Source organism: Micromonospora wenchangensis (assembly GCF_002210435.1).
Lineage (GTDB): Bacteria > Actinomycetota > Actinomycetes > Mycobacteriales > Micromonosporaceae > Micromonospora > Micromonospora wenchangensis.
Genome location: NZ_MZMV01000011.1, coordinates 52,727 through 73,577, shown reverse-complemented (window position 1 = coordinate 73,577; position 20,851 = coordinate 52,727). Strand labels below are relative to the sequence as shown.

General features: G+C 69.9%; 21 protein-coding genes. 15 read left to right on the top strand and 6 right to left on the bottom strand.

The features are described 5' to 3' along the window. Positions 1–172 precede the first annotated feature (172 nt). The 7 genes from B5D80_RS09015 (at position 173) to B5D80_RS08985 (ending at position 5,875) form a co-directional block, all read left to right on the top strand. On the top strand, positions 173–943 hold the full coding sequence (locus tag B5D80_RS09015) for an N-acyl homoserine lactonase family protein (protein WP_088643344.1): 771 nt from the start codon (positions 173–175) through the stop codon (positions 941–943). After that, positions 936–1,904, top strand: coding sequence for an LLM class flavin-dependent oxidoreductase (locus B5D80_RS09010; protein ID WP_088643343.1), 969 nt, complete (start codon positions 936–938; stop codon positions 1,902–1,904). Before B5D80_RS09015 ends, B5D80_RS09010 begins: the two co-directional genes overlap by 8 nt. A gap of 106 nt (positions 1,905–2,010) precedes the next feature. Further along, complete coding sequence (locus B5D80_RS09005; protein ID WP_158224151.1) at positions 2,011–3,099, top strand: ABC transporter substrate-binding protein; 1,089 nt, start codon at positions 2,011–2,013, stop codon at positions 3,097–3,099. Then, positions 3,084–3,863 carry an ABC transporter ATP-binding protein gene (locus B5D80_RS09000; protein ID WP_211291442.1) on the top strand — a complete coding sequence of 260 codons (780 nt, stop codon included), beginning with the start codon at positions 3,084–3,086 and terminating at the stop codon, positions 3,861–3,863. Before B5D80_RS09005 ends, B5D80_RS09000 begins: the two co-directional genes overlap by 16 nt. A gap of 3 nt (positions 3,864–3,866) precedes the next feature. Continuing rightward, the gene (locus tag B5D80_RS08995) at positions 3,867–4,691 is read left to right on the top strand and encodes an ABC transporter permease (protein WP_088643341.1); all 825 of its coding nucleotides are present in this window, start codon (positions 3,867–3,869) and stop codon (positions 4,689–4,691) included. A 12-nt stretch (positions 4,692–4,703) separates the two neighbouring features. Then, positions 4,704–5,177 (top strand): RidA family protein, encoded by a 474-nt coding sequence (locus B5D80_RS08990; RefSeq protein WP_088643340.1) that lies wholly within the window; start codon positions 4,704–4,706, stop codon positions 5,175–5,177. A 110-nt stretch (positions 5,178–5,287) separates the two neighbouring features. Further along, the gene (locus B5D80_RS08985) at positions 5,288–5,875 is read left to right on the top strand and encodes a tyrosine-type recombinase/integrase (protein WP_158224150.1); all 588 of its coding nucleotides are present in this window, start codon (positions 5,288–5,290) and stop codon (positions 5,873–5,875) included. A 358-nt stretch (positions 5,876–6,233) separates the two neighbouring features. Here B5D80_RS08985 and B5D80_RS08980 read toward each other — a convergent pair whose 3' ends face one another. The 5 genes from B5D80_RS08980 to B5D80_RS08960 all read right to left on the bottom strand — a co-directional run bounded on the left by B5D80_RS08980 (position 6,234) and on the right by B5D80_RS08960 (position 9,608). Beyond that, on the bottom strand, positions 6,234–6,671 hold the full coding sequence (locus B5D80_RS08980) for a hypothetical protein (protein ID WP_088643338.1): 438 nt from the start codon (positions 6,669–6,671) through the stop codon (positions 6,234–6,236). A 158-nt stretch (positions 6,672–6,829) separates the two neighbouring features. Then, the gene (gene tsaD / locus B5D80_RS08975) at positions 6,830–7,876 is read right to left on the bottom strand and encodes a tRNA (adenosine(37)-N6)-threonylcarbamoyltransferase complex transferase subunit TsaD (RefSeq protein WP_088643337.1); all 1,047 of its coding nucleotides are present in this window, start codon (positions 7,874–7,876) and stop codon (positions 6,830–6,832) included. Between the two features lie 3 nt (positions 7,877–7,879). After that, complete coding sequence (gene def / locus B5D80_RS08970) at positions 7,880–8,428, bottom strand: peptide deformylase (RefSeq protein ID WP_088643336.1); 549 nt, start codon at positions 8,426–8,428, stop codon at positions 7,880–7,882. 101 nt (positions 8,429–8,529) lie between these two features. Next, entirely contained in the window at positions 8,530–9,072 is a 543-nt protein-coding gene (locus tag B5D80_RS08965; RefSeq protein WP_245854366.1) for a CGNR zinc finger domain-containing protein, read from the bottom strand. A gap of 77 nt (positions 9,073–9,149) precedes the next feature. After that, the gene (locus B5D80_RS08960; protein WP_158224149.1) at positions 9,150–9,608 is read right to left on the bottom strand and encodes a Fur family transcriptional regulator; all 459 of its coding nucleotides are present in this window, start codon (positions 9,606–9,608) and stop codon (positions 9,150–9,152) included. Between the two features lie 84 nt (positions 9,609–9,692). Here B5D80_RS08960 and B5D80_RS08955 point away from each other — a divergent pair, with 84 nt between their 5' ends. From B5D80_RS08955 to meaB, 8 genes are all read left to right on the top strand, one after another. Next, a complete protein-coding gene (locus tag B5D80_RS08955) occupies positions 9,693–10,307 on the top strand; it encodes a superoxide dismutase (RefSeq protein WP_088643334.1) in 615 nt (204 codons plus the stop codon). Between the two features lie 5 nt (positions 10,308–10,312). Next, on the top strand, positions 10,313–10,573 hold the full coding sequence (locus B5D80_RS08950; RefSeq protein ID WP_088643333.1) for a superoxide dismutase: 261 nt from the start codon (positions 10,313–10,315) through the stop codon (positions 10,571–10,573). A 213-nt stretch (positions 10,574–10,786) separates the two neighbouring features. After that, positions 10,787–13,432, top strand: a complete 2,646-nt coding sequence (gene alaS, locus B5D80_RS08945; protein ID WP_088643332.1) for an alanine--tRNA ligase — start codon at positions 10,787–10,789, stop codon at positions 13,430–13,432. Continuing rightward, positions 13,429–13,683, top strand: coding sequence for a superoxide dismutase (locus tag B5D80_RS08940; RefSeq protein WP_088643331.1), 255 nt, complete (start codon positions 13,429–13,431; stop codon positions 13,681–13,683). The genes alaS and B5D80_RS08940 overlap by 4 nt, the downstream gene beginning before the upstream one ends. 60 nt (positions 13,684–13,743) lie before the next feature. Beyond that, positions 13,744–14,415, top strand: coding sequence for a hypothetical protein (locus tag B5D80_RS33865; protein ID WP_211291441.1), 672 nt, complete (start codon positions 13,744–13,746; stop codon positions 14,413–14,415). Positions 14,416–14,909: 494 nt separating this feature from the next. Then, positions 14,910–16,763 carry a methylmalonyl-CoA mutase family protein gene (locus B5D80_RS08930; RefSeq protein WP_088643330.1) on the top strand — a complete coding sequence of 618 codons (1,854 nt, stop codon included), beginning with the start codon at positions 14,910–14,912 and terminating at the stop codon, positions 16,761–16,763. Further along, positions 16,763–18,988, top strand: a complete 2,226-nt coding sequence (scpA, locus tag B5D80_RS08925; RefSeq protein WP_088643329.1) for a methylmalonyl-CoA mutase — start codon at positions 16,763–16,765, stop codon at positions 18,986–18,988. The genes B5D80_RS08930 and scpA overlap by 1 nt, the downstream gene beginning before the upstream one ends. Continuing rightward, positions 18,985–20,055, top strand: a complete 1,071-nt coding sequence (meaB, locus tag B5D80_RS08920) for a methylmalonyl Co-A mutase-associated GTPase MeaB (RefSeq protein WP_245854364.1) — start codon at positions 18,985–18,987, stop codon at positions 20,053–20,055. The genes scpA and meaB overlap by 4 nt, the downstream gene beginning before the upstream one ends. On the opposite strand, the gene B5D80_RS08915 is transcribed toward meaB, so the two are convergent. Beyond that, a complete protein-coding gene (locus B5D80_RS08915; RefSeq protein ID WP_088643328.1) occupies positions 19,982–20,587 on the bottom strand; it encodes a class I SAM-dependent methyltransferase in 606 nt (201 codons plus the stop codon). The two genes, meaB and B5D80_RS08915, sit on opposite strands and share 74 nt — an antisense overlap. Positions 20,588–20,851 lie beyond the last annotated feature (264 nt).

Below are 20,851 nucleotides of genomic sequence, written 5' to 3'. Positions count from 1 at the left end.
TTCCTCAAACCGTACCGAGTGCCGGACCTGCTGGTCAAGGAGAGGAAATGGCGGTCCGCCGACCCTGGGATTCACTCTCACGCACTGTTACCGTGCCGCTCAACGGAATGGTGTTCCACCAAGCGGGCCGACATGGACCGATCGACGGCTGGCCCGTCGGGGCGGGAGGACGATGAGATCGCAGATCGTGCCGGTACGAGTGGGTCGCGCCCCCGGCATCCGACGCGCCGACCTGCTCTGGGGGCAGCACCCCGGGGACACGGTGGACAGTCCGCACATCATCTGGGTGGTCCGGGACGAGCGGGGCGACGTGACGGTCCTGGACACCGGCTCGCCGGACGCGGAGTGGGTGACCCGGCACCACCGGCCGTTCGAGCGCACGGCCGAGGAGGAACCGGCCGCCGCGCTCGCCGCCGCCGGCGTGGACCCGGCCGCGGTCCGGACGGTCGTGCTCAGCCACCTGCACTACGACCACTGCGGCAACAACCACCTGTTCCCGAACGCCGAGTTCGTGGTGCAGCGCAGCGAGGTCGCGTACGCCGTCGCGCCATACCCGGTGCATCAGGCCGCCTACGAGGCCCCGGCGCTCGGCTTCACCCCCCGCTGGCTGGCCACCATGGACCGGACGCGGCTGATCGAGGGCGACGTCACGCTCCGTCCCGGTCTACGGTTGCTGCACATCCCGGGGCACACCCCCGGCATGACCGCCATGGTGGTGGACACCGCCGCCGGCCGGTACGCCCTCGCCGGGGACCACTGCGCCCAGTTCGAGAACTGGCGGGGCGCCGGGCCCTACCGGGTGGTCCCGTCCCGGACCCACGTCAACCTTGCGGACTACTACCGGTCCTTCGACCGGTTGGCCGAACACGCCGACGTGGTGCTCCCCGGTCATGACATGAGGGTGTTCGACCAGGCCAGCTACCCGGCGGCCGACCGTGGCTAGGCTCCGACTCGGGGTCCGGCTGCCCGAGGGCGGGCCGGACGTGCGCCGTACCGTCGCCCACGCCGTCGCCGCCGAGGCGATGGGGTACGACTCGGTCTGGCTTGGCGAGCACCACGGCTACCCCACCTACTGGCCCTCTCCGCACCTGGTGCTGGCAGCGGTCGCGGCCCGGACCGACCGGGTCCGGCTGGGCACGAACATCTTGATCCTGCCGCTGGTCGACCCGGTGCGGCTGGCCGGGGAATTCGCACTGCTCAGCAACCTCAGCGAGGGCCGGGCCGTGCTCGGCGCGGGGATCGGCTGGGACGAGCCGGAGTTCGCCGCGCTGGGCGCCGACGTCCGCCGGCGGGGTGCCGTCACCGACCGTCACCTGGCCCTGATGGACCGGCTCTGGCAGCAGGAGTCGATCTCGTACCGGGACGACGTCCGGACCCTGGTCGACTTCACCCTCTCCCCCCGTCCCGCTTGGCCGGTCCCGGTCTGGGTCGGCGGTCGGTCGGTGGCCGCGATGCGCAGGGCGGCCCGACACGCAGAGGCCTGGTTCCCGGACGCGGCGCTCACCGTGGACGAGGTCGTCAAGGGCTTCGCGACCGTGGACCAGCACCGGGCCGCTTCGGGCCGGCCACCGGCCGCCCTGCGACCCCTGGTCCGGCACGTGGTGCTGGGCGAGACGGACGCGCAGGCCCGGCGGGACGCCGAGGAGTACCTGCGCGTCTCGCACGAGCTGCACCTGCTGCGGGGCAATCCCATGGTGGCCCAGGCCAGCGTCGGTGACTTCGCCAGCCGGCTGACGGATCGGTACGTGGTCGGTGACCTCGCCACCTGCGTCGACTGGGTACGGCGGCTGAAGACCGAGGTCGGGGTGACCGATCTGGTGGTCAAGTTCGCCGGTCGGATCAGCGGCGACGACGCGCTGGCACAGATGGCCGACTTTGCCACCGCCGTCCGGGCGATGTCTTGACAGCGATCCCGACCACTCCCTAGCTTCATCAACCATAGAAACAATGTTCCACCAAACGGAACATGACAGTCGGGGGCCTATCCGGAACGGTCGTGGAGGTAGTCGGATGATCAGAAAGCGGTTGTTCCTCGCCGGTGTGCTCGCCGTGTCGCTCTCCGCCACCGGGTGTGGCGACGACGGCGCGGACGGCGGCGCGGACGGATTCAGCAAGGTCCGCTACGTCTACTGCGCCGAGACGCTCGCCGCCAGCGGCGCGACGTTCTGGATCGGCGAGAAGCTCGGCTACTTCGCCGAGGAGAAGATCTCCCTCGAGATGCTGCCCGTCTCCGGCGGCACCGGCGCCTGCCTGCAACTGCTCGCCGCCGGTCAGGCCGACATCTCCGCGCCCAGCCCGGACGTGTTGGTGCAGGCCGCCGCCGACGGTCGCAACCTCGACCTGCGGTACTTCTACGAGGTCGCACCGAAGTTCCTCTTCGACGCGACGGTCCTGCCGGACAGCCCGGTCCGGTCCTTCGCCGACCTGAAGGACGCCACCATCGGCCTGGCCTCCCTGGGCGGCAGTTTCGAACTCTTCGCCAAGGCCGGCCTGCGCGCCGCCGGTGTCGACCCGGCCTCGGTCGACTTCGTCGCCGTCGGCACCGAGGCGGCGGCGGCCGAGTCGCTGAAGAAGGGCGACATCGACGCGTTGGTCATCAACGACGTGCGATACGCCGCGCTGGAGGCCGCCGGGTACCAGTTCCGCTACCTCGACAAGCCCGGCGTGACCGCGAACCTCTTCGGAGCCGGGCTGCTCGCCCGCAATGCCTGGCTGACCGAGAACCCCGAGGCGGCGGCGGGATACGCCCGCGCGTACACCAAATCCGTGCTGTTCGCCAAGGCGAACCCGGAGGCGGCCATCCGCATCCACTGGGAGCAGTACCCCCAGTTCGCCCCGACCGGCGACCGGGCCAAGGCCATGCAGGCCGCACTGCCGGTGCTCAAACGCCGGATCGACGTGATCGAGGACGACGGCTCGGCGGAGAAGCCGTACGGCCAGTTCACCACGGAGTCGTGGCAGGCATACGTCCAGTTCCTCGGTGTCCAGGACAAGGTCAAGGACGTCTCGGCCTTCTACACCAACGACGTGGCCGCCAAGATCGGCTCGATCGACGCGGCGGCGGTACGGGACAAGGCGACGTCGTGGCCGACCTCGTGACCCGGACACCGGTGGTATCGGCCCGGGGCCTGTCCAAGGTGTACAGCACCCGGACCGGCACCCCTGTCGTCGCCCTCACGGACGTGTCGTTCGACGTCGCCGAGGGCGAGTTCGTCTCCATCCTCGGCCCGTCCGGCTGCGGCAAGTCGACCCTGCTGCGCATCGTCGCCGGCCTGACCGGCGAGACCGAGGGCACGGTGGACGTCAACGCCGCCGGAGCCGGACCGGGGACCGACGTCGGCCTGATGTTCCAGCAGGCGGTCCTGCTGCCGTGGCGGACGGTCGAACAGAACGTCGCCCTGCCCGGGATCGTGGCCGGACGCCGGTTCCGGGACGTACGGCCCCGGGCCCGATCCCTGATCGAGATGGTCGGGCTGGACGGATTCGCCGAGAAGTACCCCGGCGAACTCTCCGGCGGCATGCAGCAACGTGCCGCACTGGCCCGCTCGCTGTTGCAGGATCCCCGGCTGCTGCTGCTCGACGAACCGTTCGGAGCACTGGACGCGATGACCCGCGACCAGATGAACCTCGAGGTGGAGCGGGTCCGGCAGCAGACCGGCAAGACCATCCTGCTGGTCACGCACAGCATCGCCGAGGCGGTGTTCCTCTCCGACCGGATCATCGTGATGACCGGACGCCCCGGCACGATCCGCGAGATCGTCGACGTCACCCTGGCCAGGCCGCGCGAACTCGAGGTCACCGGCTCGGCGGACTTCGGCGCGTACACCAACCAGATCCGTAAGCTCCTCGACCGACCGGAGTGACGCATGGCAGTGTCGGAGAAAGTCCTGTCGGCCCGGAAAACCCTCGGCGGCGGGGAGCCGGCCGAGCGCCGCATCACCGCGCGACTCTGGTTTCCGGCCTCCCTCCTGCTCATCATCGTCGGCTGGGAGGTCGCGGTCCGGGTCACCCAGGTCAACTCGGTGCTGGTCCCCACTCCGGTCAGTGTCGTGCAGGCGCTCTGGCGAGGACTCGCGCAAACCGGTCCGGCCAGCTTCTACCCGCACTTCTGGCGCACGCTCCAAGAGGTGCTGCTCGGGTTCGGCGGCGGCGTGGTCATCGGTCTCCTGCTGGGCGGCCTGGTTGCCATCTCCCCCACCGCGCAGGCGATCATCCGCCCGTACATCGTCATGATCGAAGCCGTACCGAAGATCGCGATCGCTCCGCTGATGGTGGTCTGGCTGGGATTCGGCATCGAGTCGAAGGTCGCGCTGGCAGTCCTCGTCACGTTCTTTCCGATCTTCGTCAACACCGTGTCGGGAATGCGTTCGGTGCCGGCCGAGCGGCTCGAACTCATGCGCTCGCTCCGCGCCGGCCGGGCGCTCACCATCCGTCTGGTGATCGTGCCCAGCGCCCTGCCGTTCATCTTCGCCGGCCTGGAGATCGCCGCGGTCTACGCGGTCATCGCCGCGATCGTCAGCGAGTTCGTCAGCGGCCAGATGGGGCTGGGCGTGCTGATCCTCCAGGCCAACTTCCGGCTCGACATCGCCACCGTCTTCGCGATCCTCATCCTGCTCGGGCTGATGGGCATCGGCATGACGAAGCTGATCGAGCTGGCCCGCAAACGGATCGTCTTCTGGGACCGGAACTGAGGGAGCAGCACGATGGAGATCGAGAAGAAGATCGCGGAACTGGGCCTGGAACTGCCCGTGCTGCCGGAGAAGCCGGGCACTCGCCGGGTCCGCGCGGTCCGCACCGGCAACCTCGTCCACCTCGCCGGCCACGGTCCGTTCCACGAGGGGGGCTACCCCTTCAAGGGGCCCGTCGGGGTGACCATCGGCGTCGCCGAGGCCCGTGCGGCGACCCGCTACAACGCGCTCGCCCTGCTCTCCTCGCTGCGTCAGGAGATCGGTGACCTGGACGACGTGGTCCGGATCGTCAAGATCAACGCATACGTCTACGGCGAGCCCGGCTTCAACAAGCCGTCGGTGGTCGCCGAGGGCTGCTCGGACCTGCTCATCGACCTGTACGGCGAGCGCGGACGGCACGCCCGTTCGGCGGTCACCGTCGCCGCGCTGACGCTGGACATCTGCTGCGAGACGGAGATGATTGTCGAGGTGCGCCCGCTGCAGTCCTGACCACGCGGCGCGCGATGACCGTGCGGCGGCCAGCCGCCCGCGACCTCCTCGCACCCGGAGCGGATGGACGAACTGGCGGCACCTGCTCAGGCATCGGGCCGGATCGCCCGATGCTGAGCAGCATGACACAAGGCGACGCAGGTCATGAGGTGCCGACAGCGACGTGTGGTCGCGCGGACCGCTGCCTCAATCCCGCGAGCAGGAGGCGTTCCTGCGAGATCGCGGACCTCGATGCACGGGCACTGTTCGTGCGCTCAACGTTGGTCAGCGTCGACAACAGCCGCAGCATGTTCAATGCGCCTAATACCCACGGCAGCCGGGCCTGGATCGCCCTGTCCACCCGCGCCGTCGACGCGTTACAGCGGCAACGCCGCCGCCAATGCCGGCAACAGGTGCCCACCCGCCATCACGACAATCTCGACCTCGTGTTCGCCAGACCCGACGGGCAACCCCTACTGCCGCAGTACGTGCTCGACCACCTGCGGCGTCTCACCGCCGACGCCGGGCTTCCGGCGATTCGGGTGCACGACCTGCGACACATCGCCGCCACGACCACGATCAACCGAGGGGTGCCGATCGCCGTGGTGTCCAAGACGCTGCGCCACAGCAACGTGGCCACCACCATCGATATCTACGGCCACCTCACCCGCGACGCCGCCGTCACGCATGCTGTCCCCACGATCAGACCGTGTGGTTGACGGCATGCCCGCCACCACTGCGCACACCGTGTGGTCCCCTTCTGGCCCCCCGGCGCTACAGATCTCGATGGGCAGGTTCGTCCAGTGGTGAACGGGTGTTGGCCGTCTCAACGATGGATGCCTCGTCATCGGGGCTGATCTGGCCGGGACAGCCCCACCGCCCGCCTCGGTCGGTGAGCCGGCTCCCCGACGGGTGGCTCTGAGCAGCTGCTGACCTTCTTGATCGCTGAGCCGCCGCACGCGTACAAGATCTGCCACAGCCTGATCGCCACGACGGACACCACGGGCGGCGTGTCAATCAACACCGTGAACGTTCATGGTCACGGCACAACCCGCACCCGGTGCCGGGGGTTCCCGGTCAGGTCCGCTTGCGGCTCGCGATCTGGTCAGAGAGTTGCCGCACACGGGCGGGGTCCGCGTCCCGGGCGAGGGCGACGTAGTGGTCCATGACGGCCGGCCGGTAGCGCACGGGCAACGTCTGTCCTGGGGCGAGTCGGGCGAGCTCGGTGATCGTGAGGTCTTCGTCGGCGACACCGCGGAACGAGATGCCCTCGGCGGTCTCCACGTCGAACATCAGGACCACGCGAGGGTTGCTGTTCACCTCCCGCCAGCCGACGAGGACACCGAGCGCAAGCGCCCCTGTACGCAGTTCCGCATTGCGCTTGCGTGCATCACTGCTCAGGAGCGGATTCGGGGCGACGCCCGGGAAGCCGGGCCCGACGCCCAGCGACTCCCGGCTCAGGTCAGGCCTGAGCTGCGCCACCATAGCGTCGAGCTTCTTCTTCCGACCAAACACCCTGACCCCTCCCTCGCACCAGTGCCGGGATCTCGGCGTTACGCCTCGCCACCACCGCGATCGTACGTCGCCGGCCATTCCCCTCCGACCCGCGCGTCCTACCGGTCTCAGTCCTGAGCCGTTGATGTGGCCGGACGTCGGGTCGGGCGCCCGGAAATCTACGCGGTCCCGCGTGGGCCGTGTAGGAGCGCGCCGCGTAGGACGGCGGACGGGTCTGCGCTGAGATCGAGTCGGTCCGGCGCGACGTTCGCGCGGACGAGTAGGTCGCCGACGGCGGCGATCATGGCACCGTTGTCGGTGCAGAGTCGTGGTGAGGGTACGCGCAGCCGCACTCCGGCGGTGGCGGCACGTTGTTCGGCGAGATGTCGCACCCGAATGTTGGCGGCGACACCACCGACAAGCAGCAGCGTGTCCGCGTGGTGGTCGCGGCAGGCGGCGATGGCTTTCTGCGTGAGGGTGTCCGCGACGGCCTCCTGGAAGGAGGCGGCGACGTCGGCCACGGGTACGGGCTGGTCCCCGTGCTTTTCGATCCAGCGGGCGACGGCGGTCTTGAGGCCGGAGAAGGAGAATTGGTAGGGCGGGTCGTGGGGGCTGGTCATGGGGCGCGGGAAGGTGATGGCGTCAGGGTTGCCGTTCTGGGCGATGCGGTCGATGGCGGGTCCGCCGGGGTAGGGCAGGCCGAGGAGGCGGGCGACTTTGTCGAAGGCTTCGCCGGCGGCGTCGTCGACGGTGTCACCAAGGTGGATGACGGGGTCGCGGGCGAGGTCGCCGAGCAGGAGGAGTGAGGTGTGTCCGCCGGAGACGATGAGTGCGACGCAGCGATCGGGTAGGGGGCCGTGTTCGAGGGTGTCGACGGCGGCGTGGCCGGCGAGGTGGTGGACGCCGTAGAGGGGGACGCCGAGGGCGAGGGCGTATGCCTTGCCGGCGGCGAGGCCGACCTGCACGGCGGTGGCGAGGCCGGGTCCGGCGGTGGCGGCTACGGCGTCGATGTCGCCGTAGCTGATCCCGGCGCGGTCGAGGGCGTGGCGGACCATGGGGGTGACGGCGTGCAGGTGCGCGCGGGCGGCGATCTCGGGGACGACGCCACCGAAGCGGGCGTGCTCGTCCATGCTGGTGGCGAGGGCGTCGCCGAGCAGGATGCCATCGGCGACGATGCCGACGCCGGTCTCGTCGCAGGAGGTCTCGATGCCGAGGACGACCGGCATCGGTCAGGCGTCCTGCGCCGCGCCGGCGCCGACGCCGGGGTGTTCGGCGCTGGCGGCGAGGATCTGTTTGCGGAGTTTGGTGGGGAGCCGGTCGACGTAGGCGAGGCCGTCGAGGTGGTCGACCTCGTGTTGGAAGCAGCGGGCGAGGGTGCCGGTGCCGTCGAGCCGGATCTCCTGGCCGTCGAGGTCGAACCCGGTGACGGTGGCGGTGGCGCAGCGGGCCAGGTCGGCGTGCTGGCCGGGGACGGACAGGCAGCCCTCGGAGTCGGTCACCAACTCGCGGTGCTCGGGTAGGTGCAGAACCGGGTTGATGACGGTGGCGACGGTGTGGGTACCGGTGGCGTCGGGGCAGTCGACGACGAAGATCCGTGCGTCGACGCCGATCTGGTTGGCGGCCAGACCGACGCCGTGGGCGGCGTACATGCTGGCGAACATGTCGGCGACGAGCTGGACGAGCCTGTCATCGAAGTCGGTCACCTCGGCGCAGCGGCGGTGCAGCACGGGGGTGCCGTAACGGGTGATCGGGCGCGGAGCGCCGGCCGAGGTTTGCACAATTGCCAATCATAGGTAGTTGCCATAACTTTGCAGTAAGGGTCTCCCGCCGCTTGATACTGCGGACTGGGTACGGGCGCGTCGGTCTGGTCGGGCGGCGGTCAGGGGTGGGTGGCGCGGCGTCTGGCGCGGTGGGCTCGGACGTGGTTGCGGGTGGCGCAACGGTCGGAGCAGAACCGGCGGCATCGGTTGCTGCTGTCATCGAGGAACGCGTTGTGGCATCGGGGTTCCGCGCAGACGCCGAGTCGATCGATCCCCCTTTGGCACAGCCATACGGCGAGTCCCCACACGGCAGCAGCGAGGTACTCAACTGGAGGAGTGCCGGGTGCGGCGACGTGGATATGCCAGTCGCCCGCGTAGGTGCCGGAAATCGTCGGCCGAACCCGATACCGGGTCAGCAGGCCGTTGAGACGGTCGACTGCCTCCCGCTCGTGTCCCGCCGTCACGGTCTGGAACACCTCGCGCAGGCGATGTCCGGCCACCCGCAGTGTGTGCAGGTCGGCTTCCGTGGCAATGTCGCGCAGCCACGGCTGGTCCGCCAGCAGCACCCACACGTCCGCAGGGTCTTCGAGCCGCGCGTTGGCCAGTGCCGTCGCACGGAGGGCCAGTGAGTAAGTGCCGGTCAGCCCGCTGCGGTTGCCCACCCCGGTGCCGTGAGCGCGCGACGGACGTTCGAGTGTGACCGAAGCCGGGGCGAAATGTGCACCGGCGGGTGCGGTCCTTAGCGGTCCGTCGTCCGGCACCGCACACACCGCCCGTAGACGACGACACCGTTGGGATGGCCCGACTGGTCTGTGTCGATCCCGACAGCGCGGGCGGCGGCCACGCTCGCCGCGACCGCCTCGGCCGGTAGCTGCCGCATGTCGCCGCAGGTGCCGCAGACGGCGTGGTGATGGATGTCGTCGGCGAGCCCGAAGGTCGTCGTCCTGCCGACCGGCACCGTGTGGGCGATGCCCAGCTCGACCAGTTGCCGCAGCACCCGGTGCACCGTCGACAGTTCCACGACCACGCCACGGGCGAGCAGCGCGTGATGCAGCTCACTCACGCTGAGGTGCCCGCGGCCGCCCACGGCGTGGGCGAGTTGGTCGAGTACTCCGCGGCGGGCTGCGGTGTTGCGCAGGCCAGCGCGGCGTAGTCGCTGCACCGCAGCGTTCACGCGCTCGGTCTCCGACGTGGTCAACCGCCACTCCTCGCCGCACAGTCACCGGATCTATTGCAAGATAGTGGCAAGAGCACCAACTTGGCAGCAACCCGAGGAGTTCTGATGGCGGTCTATACCCTGCCCGATCTGCCCTACGACTACGGCGCGCTGGAGCCGGCCATGTCGGGGCAGATCCTGGAGCTGCATCACGACAAGCACCACGCCGCGTACGTCAAGGGCGCCAACGACGGCCTGGAGCAGCTCGCCGAGGCCCGCGCGAAGGGAGACTTCTCGACCCTGGTCGGCCTGGAGAAGACGTACGCGTTCAACCTGTCCGGGCACGTGCTGCACTCGATCTTCTGGGGCAACCTCTCCCCGGACGGCGGTGACCGTCCCGACGGCGAGCTGGCCGCCGCGATCGAGGAGCACTTCGGTACGTTCGACGCGTTCGCCGGGCAGCTGTCCGCCGCCACCAAGGGCGTGCAGGGCTCCGGATGGGGCGTGCTGGCCTGGGAACCACTCGGGCAGCGGCTGATCGTGGAGCAGGTCTACGACCACCACGGCAACGTCGGCCAGGGCTCCGTTCCGCTGCTGGTCTTCGACGCCTGGGAGCACGCCTACTACCTGCAGTACCGCAACGTCCGGCCGGACTACGTCGACCGGCTGTGGAACCTGGTCAACTGGTCGGACGTGATCGCCCGCTTCGACGCCGCCCGCGCCACCACGCCAAAGATCTGATCGGCGTGACCAGCCCCACCCCGGCAGCGGCCGAACTGGTCCAACGCGCCGCCGGGGTCATCGCGGCCAAGCACCGCGGTGACCTCGACGGCGCCGAGGAGCTGCTCGCCGCGTTCGGTTCCGAGCAGGCCAAGAGCCTCGGCTTCTACCTGCTGGCCGATCTGAGCCTCGGGCTGCTCCGCGCGCAGAGCGGCCAGTCCATGGACGATCTCGTGCGGGAACTGTCCCTGCTCGTCGCCGCCACCGCCACCCCGCCCGACAGCTGACGGCGGTGGTCATCCGGTCGGTGCCGCCAGACGTGACGGCGGCACCGACCGGAACCCGCGCTCGCGCAGTGCCTGCCGTCCTCCCCAGTCGGCTCGCTGGCCGCACCGCACCACGGACAGTCGAGCGGGGCGGTCGACCGTGGGGCGTCCCGAACCGCCTCACCCTCCTGCCAATAGACTGCAGTTGCAAAGATGCGGCAATAAGGGGGCGTTGTGCAGACGGCGGAGATCAAGCGGCGCTTCCTGGCGCACTTCGAGGCCAACGGACACACGGTGGTGCCCTCGGCACCGCTGCCCGCGATCTCGGATCCGAACCTGCTGTTCATCAACGCCGGGATGGTGCAGTTCGTCCCCTACTTCCTCGGCCAGCAGGCCGCGCCCTACCGGACGGCCACGTCGGTGCAGAAGTGCATCCGCACGCCGGACATCGACGAGGTGGGCAAGACCAGCCGGCACGGCACGTTCTTCCAGATGAACGGCAACTTCTCGTTCGGCGACTACTTCAAGGCCGGGGCGATCCCCCTCGCCTGGGAGCTGTCGACCACCCCGGTGGAGCAGGGTGGTTTCGGGTTGGACCCGGAACGAATCTGGGCGACGGTCTACCTGGACGACGACGAGGCGTACGACCTGTGGCTCAAGACCGGCGTGCCGGTCGAGCGCATCGTGCGGCGGGGCAAGGCGGACAACTTCTGGTCGATGGGCATCCCCGGCCCGGCGGGTCCCTGTTCCGAGCTGTACTACGACCGCGGCCCGGCCTACGGCGCCGAGGGCGGCCCGGAGGTCGACGAGGATCGCTACCTGGAGTTCTGGAACCTCGTGTTCATGCAGTACGAGATCACTGACGTGGCGTCGAAGACCGACTTCCGGATCATCGGCGAACTGCCGAACAAGAACATCGACACCGGGATGGGCCTGGAACGGATCGCCTCGATCCTGCAGGGGGTGGACAACCTCTACGAGATCGACGAAGTGCGTCCCATTCTGGCCAGGGCCGCCGACCTGACCGGCAAGCGGTACGGGGTGCACTCCGGGCAGGCGGCCAACCAGTCCCACCCCGACGACGTCCGTCTGCGGGTCATCGCCGACCACGTCCGCACCTCGCTCATGCTCATCGGCGACGGGGTCACCCCGTCCAACGAAGGCCGCGGCTACGTGCTGCGGCGGATCATGCGCCGTGCGATCCGCGCCATGCGCCTGCTCGGCTGGCACGGCAAGGCCCTGCCCGAGCTGCTACCCGTCGCCCGCGACTGCATGGCCCCGTCATACCCGGAACTCGCCGCCGACTTCGACCGCATCTCCTCGGCCGCCTACGCCGAGGAGGACACCTTCCTCGGCACGCTGCGCGCCGGCACCACCATCCTCGACACCGCGATCGCCGAGACCAAGAAAGCCGGACGTTCGTCACTGCCCGGCGACAAGGCGTTCCAACTGCACGACACGTACGGCTTCCCGATCGACCTCACCCTGGAGATCGCCAACGAGCAGGGCCTGACCGTGGACGCCGACGGGTTCCGGGCCCTGATGACCGAGCAGCGCGCCCGCGCGAAGGCCGACGCGAAGGCCCGCAAGACCGGCCACACCGACCTGTCGGCCTACCGGACGGTGCTGGACGCACACGGACCCACGGACTGGTTGGCCTACGAAACGCTCGACACCGAATCCCGGGTCGTCGCGATCTGGTCCGGCGGCGCGACGGTGAACACCGCCGGGGCCGGCGACATCGTCACCATCGCACTCGACCGCACCCCGTTCTACGCCGAGAGCGGCGGACAGGACTCCGACGCCGGCCTGCTCACCGGCCCGAACCTGCGCGCCGAGATCATCGACGTGCAGCGACCGGTCAAGGGCCTGATCGCGCACACCGTCCGGATCCTCGAAGGCAGCCTCACCGTCGGTGACCCGGTACACGCCGCAGTCGACCCCGAGTGGCGCATCGGCGCCCGGCAGGCCCACTCGGGCACGCATGTCGTGCATGCCGCACTGCGCCAGGTCCTCGGGCCGAACGCGCTGCAGTCGGGCTCGTACAACCGGCCCGGCTACCTGCGCCTGGACTTCGCCTGGCGTGGTGGCCTGAGCGACACCACCCGCAGTGAGATCGAGGAGGTCGCCAATCTGGCGATCCGCCGTGACCTGCCCGTCGAGGTCCGCCACCTGCCGCTGGCACAGGCCCGCGCCGAGGGCGCCCTGGCGCTGTTCGGCGAAACCTACGACGACACCGTCCGGGTCGTCGAGATCGGTGGCGAGTGGTCCCGTGAGCTGTGCGGCGGCACCCACGTCGCGCACTCCGCGCAGATCGGCTCCCTCGCGCTCACCGGCGAATCATCGGTCGGTGCCGGCCACCGTCGCATCGAAGCGGTCACCGGAATCGAGGCGTTTCGGTATCTGGCCCGCGAACGCGACCTCGTCACCCAACTCGCCGCCCAGCTCAAGGCCCGCCCCGAGGAACTTCCCGACCGGATCACCACCCTGCTGGCGCGACTCAAGCAGACCGAACGCGAGGCTGACGACCTGCGCGGCCGGCTCATCGACCTGGACGCCGACACGTACGCCGCCAACGCCGTCGACCTCGACGGCGTTGCCTACGCCGGTATCACGACCACCGGCGACGCCCGCCGTCTCGCCGAGAAGGTCCGCGATCGCCTCGGCCGCCGCCCCGGCGTCGTCGGCGTCGTCGGCGGGGCGAGCATCGTCGTCGCCGTCACCCCCGCCGGCGTGCAACGCGGCCTGGCCGCCAACGACCTGATCAAGCGTCTCCTGGCGGGAAAGGGCGGTGGCAGCGCCGCATCCGCCCAGGGCAGAGCAGACGCAGATCCGGCGGAGCTGCTCGACCGGCTGCGGGACCTCGCCCGCGCCGCATGACGCCCGACGCCGCTGCTCTGCTGACCGGGATGCAACGTGCCGTGGGGATCGTCGCGGCCCGCCACCGCGGCGACCTCGCCGGCGTCCAGGCGCTCACCGACGCGTTCACCGACGACGCCGAACGCGCCCACGCCTTCCTCCTGCTCACCGAACTCGCCCTCGCCATCACCAGCGACCACACCGGTAGGGAGTTACCCGTCATCGTCCGGGAGATCTCCCTGCGCATCGCCGCCCTCGCCGCCACTGACTGACCGTCCCCACTTGAAGGTCCCGCCGCCACCGGCCGGGCACCCGCCTGCCGAAAGGAACCCATGAGCGCCGGCACTGTCGTTCGTTCCCCCGATGGCAGCAACGTCGTGCTCGGCGAGGTTGGTCAGCGGGTCCTGCTCGCCAATTCCCGGGTACGGGTCTGGGAGGTGGCCCTCGCCCCCGGCGAGTGCCAGCCCTGGCACCTGCACCACAACCCGTACCTCGTGCTCTGCCTCGACACCTCGGCCTGCCGCATGGACTGGCTCAACGGCAGCCCAGCCCGGTTCATCAACGAACAGGTGGGCGGAGCCCTCTACCGCCCCGTCTCCCCGGTGCACATGCTCACCAACCAGGGCCGCAGCCTGTACCGCAACCGCCTCATCGAACTACTCGACCTCGGCGAGGACACCTCGGGAGAAGCACTCGAAGCCCTCATCGACACGAGCGACGGTTGGCCCGAGAACGCACCCGAGGGCGCAGCGCTGACCGCGGTCCTGAACACCGACGACGTACGCATCCAGCGCCTCAGGACCCGCCCCGAAGACGAACACACTGTGCGCGCGGGACCGGTACCCCTGCTCATCGTCGACCTGGCTGGCGGCACGGATGAACGGCCCGCAGTGCGCTACATCCATCCAGGCGACACTCACCTGATCCGCAACCCGACCCCCGCACCAATCGACACACAGATCGTGGAGCTGCGGTACCTGCTCGCCACGCTAACCCGCCGGTAGCGGTAGTCGCATCACGACCTGCCGTCAACCTGGGCCATCCGCCGCGCCGATCGCCGCACCAGGTTCTTCCTTGATGTGGTCCTCCGCGTACGGAGCTGCCGCTTCCCTGAACCGTGCGGTTCGGTGCTTCATTCACGGCGGCCGTTCCCACTCACTGCTGCGGGGCCATCCCGATCTTCCACCGGGTTGCCCTAAAAGACGCCTAGCCCGAGAACCGGAGAGTCGAACCAGCATCGGCCGCGACCGTACGACGCCGTACGGATCCGAAGGTGTCCGAGGCGCGAGACGCCGCCACATTCAGCACTTGTGAACATTTCGCGTCCTAGGGTGCCGGATGGGCGGGCCGCGTTTCGTCGAGGGCGCTGCTCATGGCTGCTCGGTCCGGGGCATAGACGACCGGGCTGGGCCTCGTCGTAGTTATGACGCAATCGCGTTCGTAGTTGATGTCATCACATCCCGATCTCGTCTTGCCAGGCTGCCCTTACTATCCCGGCATGAAGGTGCCGCCAGAGACGCTTCCCCTCGCTGCCGACTTCCCGGCCACCACACGCGAGCAGTGGCAGCGGTTGACCATGGGGGTGTTGCGTAAGTCCGGCCTTGCCGGCGATGACACTCCGGTCGGCGCGGTCGAGGACCTGCTGGCTTATCACGACGACGAGGTAACGCTGGCACCGTTGTACACCGCCGAGGATCCGACGCCGATGCCGGGGCCGCCGGGACTGTTCCCTTACACCCGCGGCGGTCGGGCGACGGGAGCGGTAGCGGCAGGATGGGACATCCGGCCGCGGCACGCCGACCCGGACCTGAAGGTCACCGCCGAGGCGATCGGCGCCGACCTGGAGCATGGTGCCACCTCCCTGTGGCTGGTGCTCGGCGAACACGGCCTGCCGCCGGCCGGGCTACCGGCCGTGCTGGAGGGCGTCTATCTGGACCTGGCCGGAGTCGTGCTGGACGCCGGGGCCGCTGCGGTCGAGGCTGTGCCGACGTGGTTCGCCCTGCTGGCCGAACGGCGGGTGCCAGTGGCCGGGGTGCGGGGCAGCCTCGGTGTGGATCCGCTCGGATGGTTGGCGCGCACCGGGCAGGTGTGGGAAGGCCCTACGGGTGAGTGGGCCCGTCGCTGCGCCGACGGCTTTCCTGGACTGCGGTCGATGACCGTCGACGCGACGGCCTATCACGACGCGGGAGCATCGGACGCGCAGGAGCTCGGCTGTGCGGTGGCCACCGGCGTGGCGTACCTACGGGACCTCACTGCCGCCGGGCTGAGCGTGGCGGCCGCGTTCGCTCAGCTGGAGTTCCGGTACGCAGCCACCGCCGACCAGTTCGCCACGATCGCGAAACTGCGGGCGGCCCGCCGGTTGTGGGCTCGGGTGGCGCAGGTGTGCGGGGTGCCCCAGGACGGTGCGCAACGCCAGCACGCGGTCACCTCCACGGTGATGATGACCGCCCGCGATCCTTGGGTGAACATGCTGCGCACCACGCTGGCCTGCTTCGCTGCCGGTATCGGCGGCGCGGATGCGGTGACCGTGCAGCCGTTCGACCACTGCCTGGGGCTGCCGGACGACTTTGCCCGCCGGATCGCCCGCAACACCCAGTCGCTGCTGTTGGAAGAGGCGAACGTGGGTCGGGTGATCGACCCTGCTGGTGGCTCGTGGTACGTCGAGCGATACACCGAGGAACTGGCCCGGTCGGCGTGGGCGTGGTTCACCGAGATCGAGCAGGCCGGTGGGATGGCCGTGGCGCTGGACGGCGGCATGGTCGCTGAGCGGCTGGCCGCGACATGGCAGCGGCGGGCCGACAACGTGGCGCACCGTCGGAACCCGCTGACGGGGGTCAGTGAGTTCCCGCATCTGGACGAGCAGCTGCCGGCACGGCCCCCCGCTCCTGCGCCGCCGGGTGGCGGGCTGCCCCGACATCGGTACGCCCACGCGTACGAGGCGCTGCGGAACCGCGCCGAAGCCCATACGGCGGACACGGACCGGCGGCCCACCGTTTTCCTGGCTACTCTCGGGCCGGTGGCGGTGCACAACGCGCGGGCCGGCTTCGCCGCGAACCTCTTCGCCGCCGGTGGGATCGCCACCGTACGGCCGTCGGTCGGGGATGATGACCCGGCCCGGCTGGCTGCCGAGTTCGCCGTCAGCGGCGCCGGCGTCGCCTGCCTGTGCTCCTCCGACCGGGTGTATGGGCAGTCAGCGGAGGTGGTGGCGCGGGCGTTGAGCGCTGCGGGTGCGTCGCGGGTGTGGTTGGCCGGGAAACCGGCCGGCTACGGCGGCGTGGACGACTATCTGTTCGCGGGCTGCAACGCGGTCGCGGTGCTGGAAACGACGCTGGACGACCTGGGGGTGGCGTGATGGGCGCGGGAATTCCCGACTTCCGCGGCGTCGAGCTCGGCGCACCGCCGACTGCCGCCGACACCGACCTGGACCGGTGGCGCGAAGCAGTGCGCGCCGAGACCGGTGGCGCGCCGGAGGCGCTGACCTGGCATACGCCGGAGGGCATCGACGTCGCCCCGCTGCACACCGTGGCCGACCGGGACGGAGTGGACTTCCTGGGCACGTATCCGGGAGTCGCCCCGTACCTGCGCGGTCCGTACCCGACCATGTACACCACGCAGCCGTGGACGATCCGCCAGTATGCGGGGTTCTCCACCGCGCAGGAGTCGAACGCGTTCTACCGACGTAACCTGGCTGCCGGTCAGAAGGGGCTGTCGGTCGCCTTCGACCTGCCGACCCACCGTGGCTACGACTCGGATCACCCCCGTGTCGCCGGTGACGTGGGCATGGCCGGGGTGGCGATCGACTCCATCTACGACATGCGGCAACTGTTCGACAAGATCCCGTTGGACCGGATGAGCGTGTCGATGACCATGAACGGTGCCGTCCTTCCGGTGCTGGCCCTGTACATCGTCGCCGCGGAGGAGCAGGGGGTGGCGCCGGAGCAGCTCTCCGGCACCATCCAGAACGACATCCTCAAGGAGTTCATGGTCCGCAACACCTACATCTACCCACCGCAGCCATCGATGCGGATCATCTCCGACATCTTCGCCTACACCTCGGCGCGGATGCCCCGGTTCAACTCGATTTCCATTTCCGGCTATCACATCCAGGAAGCCGGCGCGACCGCTGACCTGGAACTCGCCTACACCCTCGCCGACGGCGTCGAGTACCTGCGCGCCGGCTGTGATGCTGGGCTGGACATCGACGCGTTCGCGCCCCGGCTGTCCTTCTTCTGGGCAATCGGGATGAACTTCTTCATGGAGGTGGCGAAGCTGCGGGCCGCACGGCTGCTGTGGGCCCGCCTGGTGCGCGACTTCCACCCGAAGAACCCCAAGTCGCTGAGTCTGCGGGCGCACTGCCAGACTTCCGGCTGGTCGCTGACCGCGCAGGACGTGTTCAACAACGTCGTGCGTACCTGCGTCGAGGCGATGGCCGCTACCCAGGGGCATACGCAGTCCCTGCACACCAACGCCCTCGATGAGGCGTTGGCGCTGCCGACCGACTTTTCCGCGCGGATCGCCCGCAACACCCAGCTCGTACTTCAGCAGGAATCGGGTACCACACGGGTGATCGACCCCTGGGGCGGCAGCGCCTACGTGGAACGTCTCACCCACGACCTGGCCGCCCGCGCCTGGCAGAACATCCGCGAGGTGGAGGCGGCCGGTGGAATGGCCCGGGCCATCGACGAGGGCATCCCGAAGCTGCGGATCGAGGAGGCCGCCGCGCGTACCCAGGCACGCATCGACTCTGGTCGGCAGCCGGTGATCGGCGTCAACAAGTACCGCCTGGACGCCGACGAGCCGATCGACGTGCTCAAGGTCGACAACCGGTCGGTGCGTACGCAGCAGATGGACAAGCTACGCCGACTGCGCGCGGAACGCGACGAGCAGACCTGCACCTCGGCGTTGGACGCGTTGACCCGGGCGGCCGGTGCCGCCCTCGACGGTACCCGCGGGCCGGGCCTGGACGGCAACCTGCTCGCTCTGGCGGTCGACGCGGCCCGGGCGAAGGCCACCGTCGGGGAGATCTCCGACGCGCTGGAGAAGGTGTACGGGCGTCACGCCGCGCAGATCCGTACCATTTCCGGGGTGTACCGGCACGAGGCGGGAGCGGTTTCCGCGCTGGAGGGCGTCCGCGCCGCCACTGTGGCGTTCGCCGTCGCCGAGGGCCGCCAGCCCCGCATCCTGGTGGCCAAGATGGGCCAGGACGGCCACGACCGCGGCCAGAAGGTGATCGCTACCGCCTTCGCCGACCTCGGTTTCGATGTCGACGTGGGCCCGCTGTTTCAGACCCCCGGCGAGGTGGCCCGGCAGGCGGTTGAGGCTGACGTGCACATCGTCGGTGTCTCCAGCCTCGCCGCGGGCCATCTGACGCTGGTACCGGCGCTGCGCGAGGAGCTGACCGCCCTGGACCGCGACGACATCATGATCATTGTGGGGGGTGTGATCCCGCCGCAGGACTTCGACGCGCTGCGCGAGGCCGGTGCCGCGGCCATCTTCCCGCCCGGCACCGTGATCGCCGAGGCCGCCCGGGAACTGCTCACCGTGCTGTCCCGGCGGCTCGGTCACCCGGAAGCGTGAGCGGCACGATGCGCACCCCGTCGGTCGAGGCGTACGTCGATGGGGTGCGCGCTGACTCGCGCGCGTGGATCGCCCGGGCCATCACCCTGGTCGAGTCCACCCGACCCGATCATCGCAGCGCGGCGCAGCAGCTGCTCGCGGCACTCACCCCGCACGCCGGCGGCGCCCGTCGCATCGGTATCACCGGGGTACCCGGCGTCGGCAAGTCCACGTTCATCGACGCCCTCGGCTGCCGGCTGACCGGCGCCGGACACCGGGTGGCGGTGCTCGCGGTCGACCCGTCGTCCACCCGCACCGGCGGGAGCATCCTCGGTGACAAGACCCGCATGGCCCGCCTGGCCGTCGACCCGGCCGCATTCGTCCGGCCCTCGCCCACGGCCGGCACGCTCGGTGGTGTCGCCAAGGCCACCCGGGAAGCGATCGTGGTGCTCGAAGCCGCCGGCTACGACGTGGTGCTGGTCGAGACCGTCGGCGTCGGCCAGTCCGAGACCACGGTCGCCGACATGGTCGACTCGTTTCTGCTGCTCACCCTGGCCCGCACTGGCGACCAGTTGCAGGGCATCAAAAAGGGCGTGCTGGAACTCGCCGACGTCATCGCCGTCAACAAGGCCGATGGGCCGCACGTGACCGATGCCCGCCGAGCGGCCCGCGAGCTCGCCGGCGCGCTGCGCCTGATACATCCACCTGACGCAGGGTGGCATACCCCGGTTGTCACGTGCAGCGCCCAGGAGGAGACCGGCCTCGACGAGGTGTGGCAGCAGATTCGTCACCACCAGGACACCATGACGGCCTCCGGTGAACTGGCCGAGCGGCGCCGACGACAGCAGATCGGCTGGGTGTGGGCGATGGTGCGGGCCGAGCTGCTCGACCGGCTCCACACGCATCCCACCGTGCGAACCCTCGCTCCGCAGGTCGAGCGGCAGGTCCTCGCCGGCACCCTCACCCCGGCAGTGGCCGCCGAGCGGCTGCTGGCCGGTTTCGCCGACCCGACCGTCACACCGGACACACCACCAGACCGGTCTCCGCCGGGTAGCGATACTGCCAGTTCCCTGCCGGCGTCCGGCTGAGCGTCGACGCGAGCAGGTCCAGCAGCCGGCGGGCCAGCGGCCCGGGCAGCGACCGCCCGGCCAGGCGCTGGACCAGTTCGGTCTCGTCGGCCACGGTGACGGCCCGCACGGTGGTCACCATCCGCACGTCGGCGGCCAGACCCATTTCGGCCAGCGTCCCGGCGATGAGCAGATGTCGGGGCGCCTGCCGGATCACCGGTGCTCCGAGCAACGCCGCGAGGACCTGTTCGTGCGGTGCGGGCGTGCCGGCCTCGTCGACGCAGAGCAGTAGCCGGTCGGCGTGCAGCACCATGGCGCGCAGTGCCGCCGGCAAGTCGCGGTGCCGGCGTAGCGCGCCGGCACCGACCACCACGTCGTGGTGCGCGACCGCCGCGTGCGGCCAGAGCGCGTGCACGGTGTCGACGGTGACGCCGTGCCGCTGGGCGTCGGACGCCACCTGAGCGAGGCGCTGTGACGATCCATCGACCACTGTGACGTGCGCGCCGGCCTGGGCGGCCACCATCGCGAACTCATCCGCGGCGATGTCGAGCACGGTCTCTCCCGGACAAATGTAGGACGTCAGCGTCCGCGACACGTCCGGGCCGAGTAGAAGGGATTCGTCCCCTTCGCTGCCTGTCGTGGCGTGCCAGGCGGCGGCAAATCCGTAACCGGGGGTGGGCGAGGACGTCATCTGCCTGGGGATCCTTCCCTTGAGGTCCGGCGTGGCCAGCCGCTGGATCGGGGAAGGTGACGGCAGGGCTGGGCGATCCGTCGCCAGCCGCGCCCAGGCCCTCCCGCGAGGCCGTCGGCGGCGTGC

Bases quoted from the DNA above. Each gene is read 5' to 3' on its own strand.
- B5D80_RS09015 (WP_088643344.1), top strand. From the start codon at position 173: ATGAGATCGCAGATCGTGCCGGTACGAGTGGGTCGCGCCCCCGGCATC.
- B5D80_RS09005 (WP_158224151.1), top strand. From the start codon at position 2,011: ATGATCAGAAAGCGGTTGTTCCTCGCCGGTGTGCTCGCCGTGTCGCTC.
- B5D80_RS08995 (WP_088643341.1), top strand. From the start codon at position 3,867: ATGGCAGTGTCGGAGAAAGTCCTGTCGGCCCGGAAAACCCTCGGCGGC.
- B5D80_RS08990 (WP_088643340.1), top strand. From the start codon at position 4,704: ATGGAGATCGAGAAGAAGATCGCGGAACTGGGCCTGGAACTGCCCGTG.
- B5D80_RS08985 (WP_158224150.1), top strand. From the start codon at position 5,288: ATGCTGAGCAGCATGACACAAGGCGACGCAGGTCATGAGGTGCCGACA.
- tsaD (WP_088643337.1), bottom strand. From the start codon at position 7,876: ATGCCGGTCGTCCTCGGCATCGAGACCTCCTGCGACGAGACCGGCGTC.
- B5D80_RS08955 (WP_088643334.1), top strand. From the start codon at position 9,693: ATGGCGGTCTATACCCTGCCCGATCTGCCCTACGACTACGGCGCGCTG.
- B5D80_RS08940 (WP_088643331.1), top strand. From the start codon at position 13,429: ATGACGCCCGACGCCGCTGCTCTGCTGACCGGGATGCAACGTGCCGTG.
- B5D80_RS33865 (WP_211291441.1), top strand. From the start codon at position 13,744: ATGAGCGCCGGCACTGTCGTTCGTTCCCCCGATGGCAGCAACGTCGTG.
- B5D80_RS08930 (WP_088643330.1), top strand. From the start codon at position 14,910: ATGAAGGTGCCGCCAGAGACGCTTCCCCTCGCTGCCGACTTCCCGGCC.
- scpA (WP_088643329.1), top strand. From the start codon at position 16,763: ATGGGCGCGGGAATTCCCGACTTCCGCGGCGTCGAGCTCGGCGCACCG.